Source organism: Pseudomonas sp. GW822-FHT06D10 (assembly GCF_058799535.1).
This window is the reverse complement of sequence record NZ_JBXALN010000002.1, coordinates 806106-820581: the sequence shown is the minus strand read 5'-3', so window position 1 is coordinate 820581 and position 14476 is coordinate 806106. Positions and strand designations below refer to the sequence as shown.

At 62.6% G+C, this 14476-nt stretch carries 15 protein-coding genes; 5 read left to right on the top strand and 10 right to left on the bottom strand.

The window, feature by feature from the left end; all coding sequences use genetic code 11:
- Nucleotide 1 precedes the first annotated feature (1 nt).
- A complete protein-coding gene (locus AC1RL5_RS09355; RefSeq protein ID WP_072451050.1) occupies nt 2-475 on the top strand; it encodes a peroxiredoxin in 474 nt (157 codons plus the stop codon).
- A gap of 36 nt (nt 476-511) precedes the next feature.
- Here the strand turns inward: AC1RL5_RS09355 and AC1RL5_RS09350 are convergent, their stop codons facing one another.
- Nucleotides 512-1582 carry an AI-2E family transporter gene (locus tag AC1RL5_RS09350; protein ID WP_047284335.1) on the bottom strand — a complete coding sequence of 357 codons (1071 nt, stop codon included), beginning with the start codon at nt 1580-1582 and terminating at the stop codon, nt 512-514.
- 40 nt (nt 1583-1622) lie between these two features.
- Nucleotides 1623-1862, bottom strand: coding sequence for a sulfurtransferase TusA family protein (locus AC1RL5_RS09345; RefSeq protein WP_011059792.1), 240 nt, complete (start codon nt 1860-1862; stop codon nt 1623-1625).
- Nucleotides 1863-2094: 232 nt separating this feature from the next.
- On the opposite strand from AC1RL5_RS09345, the gene AC1RL5_RS09340 reads away from it, so the two are divergent.
- Complete coding sequence (locus AC1RL5_RS09340; protein ID WP_492589261.1) at nt 2095-3528, top strand: M48 family metalloprotease; 1434 nt, start codon at nt 2095-2097, stop codon at nt 3526-3528.
- A gap of 75 nt (nt 3529-3603) precedes the next feature.
- Here the strand turns inward: AC1RL5_RS09340 and AC1RL5_RS09335 are convergent, their stop codons facing one another.
- The 4 genes from AC1RL5_RS09335 to rpoE form a co-directional block, all read right to left on the bottom strand.
- Nucleotides 3604-5034 (bottom strand): DegQ family serine endoprotease, encoded by a 1431-nt coding sequence (locus tag AC1RL5_RS09335; protein ID WP_011059790.1) that lies wholly within the window; start codon nt 5032-5034, stop codon nt 3604-3606.
- Between the two features lie 224 nt (nt 5035-5258).
- Entirely contained in the window at nt 5259-6215 is a 957-nt protein-coding gene (locus AC1RL5_RS09330) for a MucB/RseB C-terminal domain-containing protein (protein WP_011059789.1), read from the bottom strand.
- 8 nt (nt 6216-6223) lie between these two features.
- Entirely contained in the window at nt 6224-6811 is a 588-nt protein-coding gene (locus tag AC1RL5_RS09325; RefSeq protein WP_011059788.1) for a sigma-E factor negative regulatory protein, read from the bottom strand.
- A gap of 31 nt (nt 6812-6842) precedes the next feature.
- The gene (rpoE, locus tag AC1RL5_RS09320; protein WP_007930230.1) at nt 6843-7424 is read right to left on the bottom strand and encodes an RNA polymerase sigma factor RpoE/AlgU; all 582 of its coding nucleotides are present in this window, start codon (nt 7422-7424) and stop codon (nt 6843-6845) included.
- A gap of 558 nt (nt 7425-7982) precedes the next feature.
- On the opposite strand from rpoE, the gene nadB reads away from it, so the two are divergent.
- Complete coding sequence (gene nadB, locus AC1RL5_RS09315; protein ID WP_093404192.1) at nt 7983-9599, top strand: L-aspartate oxidase; 1617 nt, start codon at nt 7983-7985, stop codon at nt 9597-9599.
- On the opposite strand, the gene AC1RL5_RS09310 is transcribed toward nadB, so the two are convergent.
- Complete coding sequence (locus AC1RL5_RS09310) at nt 9568-10020, bottom strand: protein YgfX (RefSeq protein ID WP_093404195.1); 453 nt, start codon at nt 10018-10020, stop codon at nt 9568-9570. The genes nadB and AC1RL5_RS09310 overlap by 32 nt on opposite strands.
- Entirely contained in the window at nt 10004-10258 is a 255-nt protein-coding gene (locus tag AC1RL5_RS09305; protein ID WP_011059785.1) for an FAD assembly factor SdhE, read from the bottom strand. Before AC1RL5_RS09305 ends, AC1RL5_RS09310 begins: the two co-directional genes overlap by 17 nt.
- Before the next feature lie 149 nt (nt 10259-10407).
- On the opposite strand from AC1RL5_RS09305, the gene ygfZ reads away from it, so the two are divergent.
- Both ygfZ and AC1RL5_RS09295 read left to right on the top strand, forming a co-directional pair.
- Nucleotides 10408-11349 carry a CAF17-like 4Fe-4S cluster assembly/insertion protein YgfZ gene (ygfZ, locus tag AC1RL5_RS09300; protein WP_011059784.1) on the top strand — a complete coding sequence of 314 codons (942 nt, stop codon included), beginning with the start codon at nt 10408-10410 and terminating at the stop codon, nt 11347-11349.
- A 37-nt stretch (nt 11350-11386) separates the two neighbouring features.
- Nucleotides 11387-12208 carry an HDOD domain-containing protein gene (locus AC1RL5_RS09295; protein ID WP_011059783.1) on the top strand — a complete coding sequence of 274 codons (822 nt, stop codon included), beginning with the start codon at nt 11387-11389 and terminating at the stop codon, nt 12206-12208.
- A 7-nt stretch (nt 12209-12215) separates the two neighbouring features.
- Here the strand turns inward: AC1RL5_RS09295 and AC1RL5_RS09290 are convergent, their stop codons facing one another.
- Both AC1RL5_RS09290 and AC1RL5_RS09285 read right to left on the bottom strand, forming a co-directional pair.
- Entirely contained in the window at nt 12216-13601 is a 1386-nt protein-coding gene (locus AC1RL5_RS09290; RefSeq protein ID WP_492589259.1) for a sensor histidine kinase, read from the bottom strand.
- Entirely contained in the window at nt 13594-14265 is a 672-nt protein-coding gene (locus tag AC1RL5_RS09285; protein ID WP_011059781.1) for a response regulator, read from the bottom strand. The genes AC1RL5_RS09290 and AC1RL5_RS09285 overlap by 8 nt, the downstream gene beginning before the upstream one ends.
- Nucleotides 14266-14476: the final 211 nt, after the last annotated feature.

The window sequence follows — 14476 nt, the reverse complement described above, 5'->3', positions numbered from 1 at the left end:
CATGGCCGTTGCTATCGATCAACCTATTGCCGATTTCCAGGCCCCCGCCACCAGCGGGCAGACCGTCAGCCTGTCCGGCCTCAAGGGCAAGCAAGTGGTGATCTACTTCTATCCCAAGGACAGCACCCCGGGCTGCACCACCGAGGGCCAGGGCTTTCGCGATCAATACACAGCCTTCCAGGCTGCCAACACCGAAGTCTTCGGCGTTTCCCGCGACAGCCTGAAGTCCCACGAGAACTTCAAGTGCAAGCAGGAATTCCCCTTCGAGCTGATCAGCGACAAGGACGAAGCCGTCTGCCAGCTGTTTGACGTGATCAAGCTGAAGAAGCTCTACGGCAAGGAATACCTGGGCGTGGACCGCAGCACCTTCCTGATCGACAAGGACGGTGTGTTGCGCCAGGAATGGCGCGGGGTGAAGGTACCCGGGCACGTCGACGCCGTACTGGCCGCGGCCCAGGCCCTGAACAAGGCCTGAAATGACCGGGGCGGCTGTATCAGCCGCCCCGCGTATCTAGAGTAGAGGTGCCACCACCGGGTCCTTCCTGGGCCAGGCATCCAGCACCGCCTTGAACAGGGTCGCCAGGGGAATCGCGAAGAATATCCCCCAGAACCCCCACAGCCCGCCAAACAGCAGCACCGCACAGATGATCGCCACCGGGTGCAGGTTCACCGCGCCGGAGAACAGCAGCGGCACCAGCACGTTGCCATCCAGGGTCTGGATGATCCCGTAGACCGCCATCAGGTAGATGAACTGATCGCTCCAGCCCCACTGGAACAGCGCAATCAGCGCCACCGGTACCGTTACCACCACGGCGCCGACATAGGGCACCACCACCGAGATCCCCACCAGCAGAGCCAGCAGGGCCGCATAATTCAGGCCCAGGGCGACGAAGGCGATGTAGGTCACCCCGCCACAGATGACGATCTCGATGACCTTGCCGCGAATGTAGTTGGCGATCTGCCGGTTCATTTCATGGGCCACGCGAGTAATCAGCGTACGTTCGCGGGGCAGATAGCTGATCACCCAGCGGCTGATCATCGCCCGATCCTTGAGGAAGAAGAACACCAGGATCGGCACCAGTACCAGGTAGATCATGATGTTCACCAGCAAGGGCAGGCTGGACAGGGAGAAGGTCAGCGCCCACTGGCCGAACTTGCCGATCTCGCCCCTGGCCACTTCGATGGCCTGCAGCACCTGCTCGTCGGACACAAGATGCGGGTAGCGCTCGGGCAACAGCAGCAACAGCGACTGCCACTTGGCGAGCATGCCCGGCAGCTCGTTGAACAGGGTGATCAACTGATGCCAGAGCAACGGCACCACCACCAGGATGAACACCAGCAGCAGCCCCATGAACAGCGCGAACACCAGCCCCACGGCCGCCCCGCCAGGCAGGCGCAGCCGCTCCAGGCTCACCACCAGCCCCTGCATCAGGTAGGCCAGGACCATCCCCGCCAGCACCGGCGCGAGCATGCCGCCCAGGGTCAGGACGGCAGTGAAGGCCAGAAACAGCAGAACGGCCAGCACCACCGCCTCTTCATCCGAGAAGTAGCGCTGGATCCAGTCACGTAGCACTTTGAACATCGATGTTCCTTAGATGAAGGCCCTCAAGGGCAGACTGCGCTCAGGCCTTTTTCAACCAGTAGCGATACACCCCGGCCTCATCCTCTTCACGCAGCAGGGTATGACCGGCCAGGCGGGCGAAAGTGCGGAAGTCACGCTGGGAGCCGGCATCGGTGGCAATGACCTTGAGTACCGCGCCACTGGCCAGGCGATTGAGTTCCATCTTGGCCTTGAGCAGCGGCAGCGGGCAGTTCAGGCCGCTGGCGTCCAGCTCGGCATCATGGGCGACAACATCGGTCATTGGGTTACTCCGATCATCAATTCAAGGTGTCTAGAATACCCTGCAAGCCAGGCTCGCCGGCAATAAAGAAGGCCGACACCAGAGCACTGCCGCGCGCTGCCGGAGCCACGATCAGATAGACGCCGGAATTTACCCAAAAGCACTTTTTATCCTCAGAGTTTTCACTGGCTTTGTCTGGTCCCCGGCCAGGTGTCCAGCTACAGTAGAGCCTTTGTCGATTAAGGCTTTGTGCATGAATGTATTGCGCCCTACCCTGCTGACGCTCGCTTGCCTGCTCGCCTCACCGGGCTTCGCCGACGACCTGCCGTCACTTGGTGATGCCAGTTCAGCCATTGTCTCTCCGCAACAGGAATACCAACTGGGCCGTGCCTGGCTGGCGTTGCTGCGCAGCCAGGTTTCGCAGCTCAACGACCCGCAACTCAAGGACTATGTCGAAACCAGCGTCTACAAACTGGTGGAAACCAGCCAGGTCAATGACCGGCGCCTGGAGTTCATCCTGATCAACAGCCCGCAGCTCAACGCCTTCGCCGCTCCCGGGGGAATCATCGGGGTCAATGGCGGGCTGTTCCTCAATGCCCAGACCGAAGGCGAGTACGCCTCGGTGCTGGCACACGAACTGGCGCACCTTTCCCAGCGCCACTTCGCCCGGGGGGTCGAAGCCCAGCAGCGCATGCAGGTGCCGATGATGGCCGCCCTGCTGGCCGGGATCGTGATTGCCGCAGCTGGCGCCGGGGACGCGGGGATCGCCACCATCGCCGGCACCCAGGCCGCAGCCATCCAGGAACAGCGGCGCTTCTCCCGGCAGAACGAGCAGGAAGCCGACCGCATCGGCATCCTCAACCTGGAAAAGGCCGGCTACGACCCGCGCTCGATGCCCACCATGTTCGAACGCCTGATGCGCCAGTACCGCTTCGATGCCAAGCCGCCGGAATTTCTCCTGACTCACCCGGTGACCGAATCGCGGATCGCCGACACCCGCAACCGTGCGGAACAGGCCCGGCAAGGCGGCACCGAAGACAGCCTGCGCTACCAGTTGATCCGCGCCCGGGTGCAACTGACCTATGAGGAATCGCCAGGGCTGGCCGCCAAGCGTTTTCGCGCGCAGCTCGATGAGAACCCGAAGAACGACATCGCTCGCTACGGCCTGGCCATCGCCCAGATCAAGGGCAGCCAGTGGAACGAAGCACGGGAAAACCTCAAGCCCCTGCTGGCCAAGTCGCCCAACGACGTGACCTACAACCTGGCTCAGATCGAACTGGACATGGCCAACAGCCGCCTGCCGGACGCGCAGGCTCGGGTCGAAAGGATGCTCAACCTGTACCCGGGCAACTACCCCTTGAACCAGATCCGCGTGGACCTGCTGCTCAAGCAGAACCGCCCGGCCGATGCCGAAAAGGCCCTGGAAGGCCTGCTGAAAAGCCGCCCGGACGACCCGGATGTCTGGTACCTGGTGGCGGAAACCCGCGGCCTGTCGGGCAATATCATCGGCCTGCACCAGGCCCGAGCCGAGTACTTCGCCCTGGTGGGCGACTATCGCCAGGCCATCCAGCAGCTGGACTTCGCCAAGCGCCGGGCCGGCAGCAACTTCCCCCTGTCGTCGAGGATCGACGCTCGCCAGCGCGAGATGATGGACCAGGAACAGATGGTCAAGGACATGATGCGCTGACATTGACGCAAACCACAAAAAAGCCCGCCTCTTACGAGGCGGGCTTTTTATTGGGCAACCTCAGGGGCTGGCGAATTACTCGGCCAGCTTGAAGGTGATGAAGCTGGCTCGCCCCTGACGCAGTACCCGCATGGACACCGAGCGGTTCTTCGGCAATGCCTTGGCGATTTCAGTGAACTCCTTCGCCGAAGTGATCGCCTGATTGTTCAGGTGAGTGATCACGTCGCCCGGCTGCAAGCCGATCAGCGCCGCAGGACCGTCCTGGACTTCCTTGATGACCACCCCGCCCTTGAGGTCGAAGGCTTTCTTCTGCTCATCGTTGAGCTCGACCACCGCTACACCCAGACGGTTGCTGCTGCGCTCGACACCCGACTTGGGCAGCATGCTCAGGTCTTTGTCTTCTTCAGGAATAGCGCCGACGGTCAGCTCGACATTCTTGCGCTTGCCGTCGCGGATCACTTCCAGGTTGGCCTTGGCCCCGGCCTTCAGCGCGCCTACCAGGTGCGGCAGGTCGGCCGACATGACAATGGGCTGGCCATTGAGGCTGAGGATCACGTCACCCACTTGCAGGCCGCCCTTGGCCGCCGGGCCATCATCCTGGATCTGTGCAACCAGCGCGCCGGCCGGTTTCTCCAGGCCGAAGGATTCAGCCAGGTCCTTGTTGACCTCCTGGATTACCACGCCAAGCCAGCCACGGCTGACTTTGCCACCGGTTTTCAGCTGGTTGGAAACGTCCATCGCCACATCGATCGGGATGGCGAAAGACACGCCCATGAAACCACCGGAGCGGGTGTAGATCTGCGAGTTGATCCCCACCACTTCACCGGCCAGGTTGAACAGCGGGCCACCGGAGTTGCCCGGGTTGATCGGCACGTCGGTCTGGATGAACGGCACGTAGTTTTCGTTCGGCAGGCTGCGACCGATGGCACTGACGATACCCTGGGTCACGGTATGGTCGAAGCCGAACGGCGAGCCGATGGCCACCACCCACTGGCCGGCCTTGAGGTCCTGGGATTTACCCAGTTTCAGCACAGGCAGGTCTTTGCCATCGATTTTCAGCAGTGCTACGTCGGAGCGTGGATCGGTACCGATCAGCTTGGCTTTCAGCTCACTGCGATCGGCCAGACGCACAAGAATTTCGTCCGCATCGGCGATCACGTGGTTGTTGGTGAGGATGTAACCGTCCGCGGAGATGATGAACCCGGAACCCAGCGACTGCGCTTCGCGCTGACGATCCCCACGCGGAGAGCGAGGCTGGGGCATGCCCCGTTCGAAGAACTCGCGCAGCATTGGCGGCAGGCCTTCGAGGTCGGGCATCTGCGCCGAATTGGAAACCCGGCGGTCCGGCAGTTTCTGCGTGGTACTGATGTTCACCACCGCAGGCGAGGCCTGCTCGACCAGCTGGGTGAAATCAGGCAGCTCGGCCGCCTGGGCAGAAACGGCCTGCCCAAGCACCAGCACGGTGGCAAGAATGGTGAAGTAGGACTTCAAGCGTGGTATCGACATACGGCTCCCGTTACGACGAGCGTGGTTAAGCGATATGGAACAGCAAATACCGAAACTGCAGGGACGGCATCTTTGTTCCAGGAACGACAAATAAGGTCAGAACCGAGGGGGTTCTGACCTATAGAAAAACTCTGGGAATTTTGCAAATGAAATTGCTGACCAAACATTTCATCTTCTCAATTGTGGAGCGGGCATCACTGACCTCTTACACAACCAACAAAGGCTCATTGCTTGGCAGTGGTATCGGAACGCATCGACAGCGCAATACGTTCAGCAGTACCAATGGGGATCTCCCCGACCACCGTGACCATCATCTCGCCATCGGGGGTAGTCAGGCGGCGTGATACAGCCACCGTAGGTCCGAGCTGAGTGCGGGTATCGGTGACCGTCGCGCCGTTGAGCGGCTCGAGAAACACCGAAAAGCGCGCAAGACCATCGTCATACAGCAGGCTGTTGACCATGGATTTGGTTTCCGGATCCTTGCGGGCACTGCTGCTGGTCAATTCGAAGCCCGGAGGCAGCCAGTCGGAATGCCAGGTTTGCACAGTCTTGACCGCCGAGGCCTTGTCGCTGTCCAGAGACACCGGCTTGCAGCCAGCGCTGGGACGCAACTCGACGTCGTCAGGCACATCCGCAGTATCCAGGCGAGTGAACTGGAAGCGCTCCAGCAACTGCCCCTTGTCGTTGAGCAACAGGGACTTGAGCGGCAGCCCGGTCTCACGATCCAGGTGCAGCTCGAAACCATAGCGGTGCTGGTCCTTGGGCGTGACCGAAACGATCACCGCCTGGCGACCGGCCACGCGCGACTTGCCGATGACAGCAAGGTTGTACCAATTCTTGAGTTTTTGCGGGTCCAGGGCTCGGGCGGCACCGTCAGGGGAATCCCCGAGACCTGCCACCAACTCGCCACTGACGCACTGGGTACGACCATCGACACGCACCACCTCTTGAGCGGACCCATCGAGCTGGATCAACCGCTCACGGACCTTTCCATCCTGGACGCGATGCCAGATGTTATGGGTAGAAAAACTACCGTTGCGCTCGTAAACGAAAGTGCCCTGAAAGCTTTGCTGCTGTTCCGCTTGCCCAAGACGCTGCAACCAGTCCTGGGCTTCGTCGGCATGGGCTGGAACCACAAACCAGCCACTGAGCAGAAGCGTTAATAGAGGTATGGCGCGCATGATCCTCCTTAGCGGTTTTCCAGGCTTGCCGCACGGGCGTAAGGCAGAGCGCTTTCAGTGCCTTTGAGTGCAGCTTGCTGGGCGTGCTGGCGCAAGTAGCTTGGCAGACGCTGATCGTGCCAGCCTGGCTGCCCTTGCAGTACGCCATTGGCCATGGGGCCAGTAGCTTCCGAGCTTTCATTGTAGCCGGCCAGTACTGCCGGCCCTTTGACTTGTGGAGTCGCCAGGGTGGGCTGGCCGGTTTGCTGCGCCAGCTCGACACCTGCGATCTCGTCCTGGTTGTACAGGCGAACACCGGCCAGCACGGCCACGGTCACCGAGGCAGCTACTGCCAGACGGCCCAGGCTGCGCCAAGGTCCGCGGGAGGCTTTGGCCGGCACGGCCTCATCAGCCAGAGCTGCAGAAACGGCAGCGGCGATGTCCAGACGCGGAAGCAGCAACTCCTTGTGCATGGCTGCCCGGGCGATTTGATAACGGGCCCAGGTCTCACGGGTTTCCACTTCGTCGACGGCATTCAATACCCGACGCAATTCCAGTTCGTCCGCTTCGTTATCCATCACCGCGGACAGCGATTCCTGCAGGGCTTCACGACTCATGGCGGTTCCTCTCTTGGCTGTCGCCGCTGTCTCAGGTTTCCTGCAACAACGGCTGCAGGGCTTTATCGATGGCTTCCCGAGCGCGGAAAATCCGGGAGCGCACGGTACCCACCGGACACTGCATGACGCTCGCAATGTCCTCGTAACTCAGACCATCGAATTCACGTAAAGTTAAGGCCGTACGCAAATCTTCAGGCAGTTGCTGGATGGTTCGATGGACGGTGCCCTCGATCTCATCCCGCAGCAACGCACGCTCCGGCGATTCGAGATCCTTCAGGCCATGATCGCCGTCATAGAACTCCGCATCCTCAGAACTTACATCGCTATCCGGCGGCCTGCGGCCGCGTGAAACCAGATAGTTTTTCGCCGTGTTGATGGCGATACGGTACAGCCACGTGTAAAACGCGCTGTCACCCCGAAAATTACCTAGCGCACGGTAAGCCTTGATAAAAGCTTCTTGTGCAACATCCTGGGCTTCATGGGTGTCGTGCACGAAACGCACGATCAACCCGAGAATTTTGTGCTGGTACTTCAGCACGAGCAGATCGAACGCTCGCTTGTCGCCACGCTGAACGCGCTCGACCAGCTGCTGATCCTCTTCCTGGGTTAGCATGAACACTCCTCGATAAGCTCGGAGGAGGCTTGCATCACTAAACGATCAGGCTTGCAAACATAGACTCGGGCTTTTCGCAAAAGTTCTCCCCCTCCAAGCAAGTTTCCTGCGGGCTCTGATCCGGCACGCACGAAAAACGCAGCACGGGCGAGGCCGGCTGCGCGAATAATCCTGTCGTCGAATTCTGTCACAAGGGACACACTGTAAACCTTGGATATAACCGACGCTGTCCCTTCTTTCAGGCAACCTTCTATTGAGTTTGGGGCCTTGGCAAAAGTTCCCAATCTTTATAGCTGCGCCAGACGAAGATTGTGTAACGGTGGCAAGAAAAACCGCCCTATGTCTTCGATCAGCCGCTCCAGAGGCTGGAATGCTCCGAATATCGGACTGACCGAGAGCAACGCTTTTGCTCGGTGAAGTCGCACAATGCCATGAAGGCGCGACTATTGTGCCGATCCCCCCCTCTATATACTAGTGGGCTGTGTGGCTGCTTTGACTTGCCGATTCAGGCGTCTTGCGCCAACCCCTTCCCGGGTCGCTTTGAGCGGAATCCTTCAAATGAGCCAACAGTTTCAACACGATGTTCTGGTGATTGGCAGCGGTGCCGCCGGCTTGAGCCTGGCCCTGACCCTGCCCAGCCACCTGCGTATTGCCGTCTTGAGCAAAGGCGACCTCGCCAACGGCTCGACATTCAGGGCCCAGGGCGGCGTCGCGGCCGTGCTGGATGATACTGACACCGTAGAATCCCACGTCGATGACACCCTCAATGCCGGCGGCGGCCTGTGCCACGAGGATGCGGTGCGCTTTACCGTTGAACACAGCCGCGAGGCCATCCAGTGGCTGATCGACCAGGGCGTGCCCTTTACCCGCGACGAAGACTCCAGCAGCGACGACAACAGCTTCGAATTCCACCTGACCCGCGAGGGCGGCCACAGCCACCGGCGGATCATCCACGCGGCGGATGCCACCGGTGCGGCCATCTTCAAGACCCTGCTGGCCCAGGCTCGGCAACACCCCAATATCGAATTGCTGGAACAACGGGTCGCCGTCGACCTGATCACCGAAAAACGCCTGGGGCTGGAAGGCGACCGCTGCCTGGGAGCCTACGTGCTCAACCGCAGCACCGGCCAGGTCGACACCTTTGGCGCACGCTTCGTGATCCTCGCCTCCGGCGGCGCAGCCAAGGTCTACCTCTATACCAGCAACCCCGACAGTGCCTGCGGCGACGGTATCGCCATGGCCTGGCGCTCGGGCTGCCGGGTGGCCAACCTGGAATTCAACCAGTTCCACCCCACCTGCCTGTATCACCCATTGGCCAAGAGCTTCCTGATTACCGAAGCCCTGCGTGGCGAAGGCGCCCACCTCAAGCTGCCCAACGGCGAACGCTTCATGCCGCGCTTCGACCCTCGGGCCGAGCTGGCACCACGGGACATCGTGGCCCGGGCCATCGACCATGAAATGAAGCGCCTGGGCATCGACTGCGTGTACCTGGACATCAGCCACAAGCCGGAAGCCTTCATCAAGAGCCACTTCCCCACCGTTTACGAGCGTTGCCTGGAGTTTTCCATCGATATCACCCGGCAGCCGATCCCGGTGGTGCCGGCCGCGCACTACACCTGCGGCGGGGTGATGGTGGACCAACAGGGCCGCACCGACGTGCCGGGCCTGTACGCCATTGGCGAAACCAGCTTCACCGGCCTGCACGGCGCCAACCGGATGGCCAGCAACTCGTTGCTGGAGTGCTTCGTCTACGCCCGTTCGGCGGCGACCGACATCCTTCGGCAACTGCCCCAGGTGTCGATCCCCATCGCCCTGCCCGCCTGGGATGCCAGCCAGGTCACCGATTCCGATGAAGACGTGATCATTGCGCACAACTGGGACGAGTTGCGGCGGTTCATGTGGGACTACGTAGGCATAGTGCGCACCAACAAGCGCCTGCAGCGGGCCCAGCACCGGGTGCGCCTGTTGCTGGACGAGATCGACGAGTTCTACAGCAACTACAAGGTCAGCCGTGACCTGATCGAGCTGCGCAACCTGGCCCAGGTGGCCGAACTGATGATTCTCTCGGCCATGGAGCGCAAGGAGAGCCGCGGCCTGCACTACACCCTGGACTACCCGCAGATGCTGCCCGAGGCCCGGGACACTATTCTGGTGCCGCCCACCTACGCCGGCTGAACTTGAGCCGCAGCCGCAGGCGCCGATGCTGGTCGGCGGCCTGCGCGTCCCGCGGCACACAGAGGGAGCGCACCCAGCGCTCCCCCCGCAGCCGAAAACGCAGCACCACGATCAATGGCAGCGCCAGGCTGTCGGGGCGCAACTGCACGGCCTGCCACCCCTCGGATCGACTCCACAGCTGCCAGCCTTCGGGCGAATGACGCAACCCGGTGAAGGCCCGTGGATGGCTCAAGAGAATCTGCCGCGGCAACACCCAGCCGGCGTGCAGCAGGCACAACCCTAGCCCCACGAACCTGGCGACAGACGGAAGATCCAGCAGGAAAAACGCGCCCAGGGCGAACGCCTGGGCCAGCAGGTAGGCCGCCAGCAGTTGCCGTGAGGCACGCCAGCGGCATTCGAACAACCTACTTGGGTTGGACACGGTCCAGAATCATGCGGACCATGCGCTGCAGCTCGGGGTCCTCGGACTCGCTGCGCTCCATGAACCAGCCAAACATGTCCTGATCCTCGCACTCCAGCAGCTTGCGATAGCACTCGCGGTCGGTCTCATTGAGATGCGGGTACACCTCCCTGACGAACGGCACCAGCAATACGTCCAGCTCAAGCATGCCGCGGCGGCTGTGCCAGTAGAGGCGATTCAGTTCAACATCTTCAACCATGGAGCGCTCCTCAAATAGAGCGCAAGTATACAGCCCGGGGGAGACGAGAACAGTCGGCTTTGGTCGGTGGCCACCCATCCTTTGTGAACTATCCATTTCAGGGGCGCCCCCTTATGATGTGCTCCAGACTTTTTACCCTGCGATGAACCATGGCTGACTCCGCTTTTTTCTGCCCCCTCTCCCACGAAGGCGTGCTCGCTGTCCGCGGGCCTGACGCCAGCAAATTCCTTCAGGGTCAGTTGACCTGCAACCTCAATTACCTCAGTGACAGCCAGTCCAGCCTCGGCGCCCGCTGCAATCAGAAAGGCCGCATGCAATCGAGCTTCCGCATCCTTCTGGAAGGCGACGGCTGCCTACTGGCCATGGCCCGCGAGCTGATCGAGCCGCAACTGGCGGACCTGAAGAAGTACGCGGTGTTCTCCAAGGCCAAGCTTGCCGACGAAAGCGCCAGTTGGGCGCGTTTCGGCCTGGCCGATGCCCAGGTCGCCCTGAGCGGTCTGGGCCTTGAGCTGCCCGAGGAAGACGGCTCCGTGGCCCGCGCCGATGGCCTGATCGCCTTGCGCGTATCCAGCCAGCGCGCCGAACTCTGGGTGCCGGCCGAGCGCGCCGCCAGCCTGCGCCAGCAACTGGCCGCGCAACTGCCCGAGGGCGAGCTGAACCAGTGGCTGCTGGGGCAAGTCCGCGCGGGCCTCGGCCAAGTCATGCCCGAGACCCGTGAACTGTTCATTCCACAGATGCTCAACCTGCAGGCCGTTGGCGGCGTCAGCTTCAAGAAAGGCTGCTACACCGGCCAGGAAATCGTCGCCCGCATGCAGTACCTGGGCAAGCTCAAGCGTCGCCTGTACCGCCTTGCCCTGCCTGGCGACGCCCTCCCCGTTCCAGGCACTGCGCTGTTCGCTCCCAGCCACAACAGCGCCATTGGCGAAGTGGTCCTGGCCGCCCGGGCGCAGCAGGGCGTGGAACTGCTGGCCGTGCTGCAGGCCGAAGCGGTGGAAGGGGGCGAACTGCACCTGGAAACACTCGAAGGGCCAACCCTGCAACTGCTGGACCTGCCGTACCAGCTGGATCGCGACCGCGAGATCCAGCGCTGATTGCCTGCCTTTTCTTGCAACACCCTAGAGAACTTACATGACTGAGCTGGCGCAAAAGGTCCAACAGGATTTGCTGGAGGCCATCGGCAACGATGACCTGGTTCTGCCAACCCTGCCGGAGGTGGCCCTGCAGATTCGCCAGGCCGCCGAAGACCCGGAAATCAGCGTCAGTACCCTGAGCAAGGTGATAGGCCGCGATACCGCGCTGTCGGCGCGGCTGATCAAGGTGGTCAACAGCCCCTTGCTACGGGCGGCCCAGGAAGTCACCGACCTGCACACGGCAATCACCCGCCTGGGGGTCAACTACAGCAGCAACCTGGCCATCGGCCTGGTGATGGAGCAGATCTTCAACGCCCGCTCCGAAGTGGTGGAACAGAAAATGCGCGATGTCTGGCGCCGCAGCCTGGAGGTGGCCGGGGTCAGTTATGCGCTGTGCCGCAGCTACAGCCAGCTCAAGCCGGACCAGGCGGCCCTGGGCGGCCTGGTGCACCAGATCGGCGTGCTGCCGATTCTTACCTACGCCGAAGACCACTACGAACTGCTCTCCGACCCGGTCAGCCTCAATCACGTGATCGAGCGCATCCACCCGTTGCTGGGAGACAAGCTGCTGCGGGTCTGGGAGTTCCCCGAGCAACTGGTGGAGATCCCCGGGCAATACCTGGACTTCAGCCGCCAGTCGAGCCGGATCGACTACGTCGACCTGGTCCAGGTGGCGACCCTGTACTGCCACAAGGACACCGAGCACCCGCTGTCGCGGATCGACGCCTTCAGCGTGCCGGCCTTCAAGAAGCTGGGGATAGACCCGGACAACAAGGCCATGTGCCTGGACCTGGAAGAATCCCGCTCCATGCTCTATTGAGCATCCCCTAGCCGGCTGTAAAGCTCACCCGCACCTTCAACCCCGACGGCTCGCCATCGTGCAGGCTGATCTGTGCCAGGTGCACGCGACAGATCTCACCGACGATCGCCAGCCCCAGGCCCGAACCCGCACCCTGCTGATTGCGCCGGTAGAAGCGCTCGAAGACCCGGTCACGGTCTTCCAGGGGAATGCCCGGCCCATCGTCCTCCACCTCCAGCACCCCGGGCGGTGACACCCGCAGCACCACATTGCCACCCGGCGGAGTATGGGCCAGGGCGTTGTCCACCAGGTTGCTGAGCAGTTCATTGAGCAGGGTCGGTTCGCCCCTGAGCCACACCGGTTCGTCGGCCTCCAGGGCCAGGGCCACGCCCCGGGCATAGGCCAGAGGCGCCATGGCCATGCCCAGTTCCCGGGCCAGTTGGCTGAGATCGAGCAACTGCGCCCCGCCCTCGGCGATCGCCCGGGCGCCGTTTTCCACCCGGGCCAGGGACAGCAACTGATTGGCCAGGTGGGTCAGGCGGTCGGTGCCCTGGGCCGCACTTTCCAGAGTGGCGCGCCAGGTATCCGGCTCACTTGCGCGCAAGCCCAGTTCCAGGCGGGCCTTGAGCGCAGCCAGCGGGGTGCGCAACTCATGGGCGGCCTCGGCGATGAACTGCGCCTGGCGCTCGAACTGCCCGCGCAGGCGCTCGGTGAAATGGTTCAAGGCGCGTACCAGCGGCCACAGTTCGCGCTGCACCGAGACCAGGGGCAGCGGCCGCAGGTCGTCCGGCTGGCGCTCTTCCACCGCCCCGCGCAGGCGTTCCAGGGGGCGCAAGGCCGCACTCACCGCAAACCACACCAGCACCAGGGCGCCGATGGCCAGCATGCCCAGGCGCAGCAGGGTATCGGCCATCAGGCTGCGGGCCATGGCCACCCGCGCCTCGTCGGTCTCCGCCACGCGGATTTCCGCCATGCCGTTCATGTTCGGCTCGCTGACCGCCTTGAGCAGGCTCACCACCCGCACGTTCTGGCCCTGGTAGCGGGCGTCGTAGAAGCGCGCCAGGGCCGGGTAATCATCGGTTCGCGGCGTGCCGGGCGGCGGCCCGGGCAGGTTCTCATAACCGGAAATCAGTGTCTGATGGATGTCGTTGACCTGGTAGTAGATGCGCCCGGCGCTGTCGTAGGCAAAGGTGTCCAGGGCCACATAGGGCACGTTGGCACTCAGGCTGCCATCGCGCTGGGACAAGCCGGCGGCGATGGTTCGCGCCGAAGCCAGCAAGGTCCGGTCATAGGCGGTATCGGCGGCCTCACGGCCGTTCCAGTAGGCGCTCAGGCCGCTGGCCAGCATCAGCACCACCAGCAGCAGTGCGAGGTTCCACAGCAAGCGCCAGCGCAGGCTGCTGGGCTTATGCATCGCGGCTTTCCAGCAGGTAGCCCAGGCCGCGGAAGGTGACGATGGCGACCGCATGGCCGTCGAGCTTCTTGCGCAGGCGGTGCACGTAGATCTCGATGGCGTCGGGGCTGGCCTCTTCGTCCAGGCCGAACACCTGGGAGGCCAGTTGCTCCTTGCTCATGACCCGGCCAGGGCGGGCGATCAAGGCTTCGAGCACCGCCTGTTCGCGGGAAGTCAGGGTCAGCAACTCCTCGCCCAGGGTGAAACGCCGGGTGTCCAGGTCATAGGCCAGCACTCCGCAACGCTGCTGGCGCTCGCCCCCCAGCACGCTGCGGCGCAACAGGGCCTTGACCCGGGCCTCCAGCTCGGTCAGCTCGAAGGGCTTAGCCAGGTAATCGTCGGCCCCCAGGTTCAGGCCGTGGACCCGGTCCTTGACGTCGCTGCGGGCGGTCAGCATCAGCACCGGCAGGTTCTTGCCGCGGGCCCGCAGGCGCGCCAGCACTTCGAAACCATCCATGCGCGGCAGGCCGACATCAAGGATCGCCACGGCGTATTCCTCGCTGCCCAGGGCCAGGTCGGCCGCCACCCCATCGTGCAGCACATCCACGGTCAGGCCGGTGCTCTTGAGCGCCTGGGCGATACTTTCGGCCAGTTGCAGGTGGTCTTCCACGAGCAGGACTCGCATGGCTGTTTACCTCGTTTCAGGGGGGATCGACGCCGCTCTTTGGCGCGGAGTGTACCGCCGCAACCGCCGCTGTGAAGCCCGAAAACCACGAAAGTGCACTGAAAGGTTAGCGAAAGGTTGGCCCTTTAGAGTCCCGCCACGGACAGTCTCGACTGCCCTGGCCGTGAAGGCCGCTGACCCGCAAAACGCCTCGAAGCGTTTTCGTCAAAAT

What these genes read in the sequence shown, in the direction of transcription:
- ygfZ (WP_011059784.1), top strand. Translation starts at nt 10,408, where the DNA reads ATGGCTGACTCCGCTTTTTTCTGCCCCCTCTCCCACGAAGGCGTGCTC.
- AC1RL5_RS09335 (WP_011059790.1), bottom strand. Translation starts at nt 5,034, where the DNA reads ATGTCGATACCACGCTTGAAGTCCTACTTCACCATTCTTGCCACCGTG.
- AC1RL5_RS09295 (WP_011059783.1), top strand. Translation starts at nt 11,387, where the DNA reads ATGACTGAGCTGGCGCAAAAGGTCCAACAGGATTTGCTGGAGGCCATC.
- AC1RL5_RS09290 (WP_492589259.1), bottom strand. Translation starts at nt 13,601, where the DNA reads ATGCATAAGCCCAGCAGCCTGCGCTGGCGCTTGCTGTGGAACCTCGCA.
- AC1RL5_RS09285 (WP_011059781.1), bottom strand. Translation starts at nt 14,265, where the DNA reads ATGCGAGTCCTGCTCGTGGAAGACCACCTGCAACTGGCCGAAAGTATC.
- AC1RL5_RS09340 (WP_492589261.1), top strand. Translation starts at nt 2,095, where the DNA reads ATGAATGTATTGCGCCCTACCCTGCTGACGCTCGCTTGCCTGCTCGCC.
- nadB (WP_093404192.1), top strand. Translation starts at nt 7,983, where the DNA reads ATGAGCCAACAGTTTCAACACGATGTTCTGGTGATTGGCAGCGGTGCC.
- rpoE (WP_007930230.1), bottom strand. Translation starts at nt 7,424, where the DNA reads ATGCTAACCCAGGAAGAGGATCAGCAGCTGGTCGAGCGCGTTCAGCGT.
- AC1RL5_RS09345 (WP_011059792.1), bottom strand. Translation starts at nt 1,862, where the DNA reads ATGACCGATGTTGTCGCCCATGATGCCGAGCTGGACGCCAGCGGCCTG.
- AC1RL5_RS09325 (WP_011059788.1), bottom strand. Translation starts at nt 6,811, where the DNA reads ATGAGTCGTGAAGCCCTGCAGGAATCGCTGTCCGCGGTGATGGATAAC.
- AC1RL5_RS09330 (WP_011059789.1), bottom strand. Translation starts at nt 6,215, where the DNA reads ATGCGCGCCATACCTCTATTAACGCTTCTGCTCAGTGGCTGGTTTGTG.
- AC1RL5_RS09350 (WP_047284335.1), bottom strand. Translation starts at nt 1,582, where the DNA reads ATGTTCAAAGTGCTACGTGACTGGATCCAGCGCTACTTCTCGGATGAA.
- AC1RL5_RS09355 (WP_072451050.1), top strand. Translation starts at nt 2, where the DNA reads ATGGCCGTTGCTATCGATCAACCTATTGCCGATTTCCAGGCCCCCGCC.
- AC1RL5_RS09305 (WP_011059785.1), bottom strand. Translation starts at nt 10,258, where the DNA reads ATGGTTGAAGATGTTGAACTGAATCGCCTCTACTGGCACAGCCGCCGC.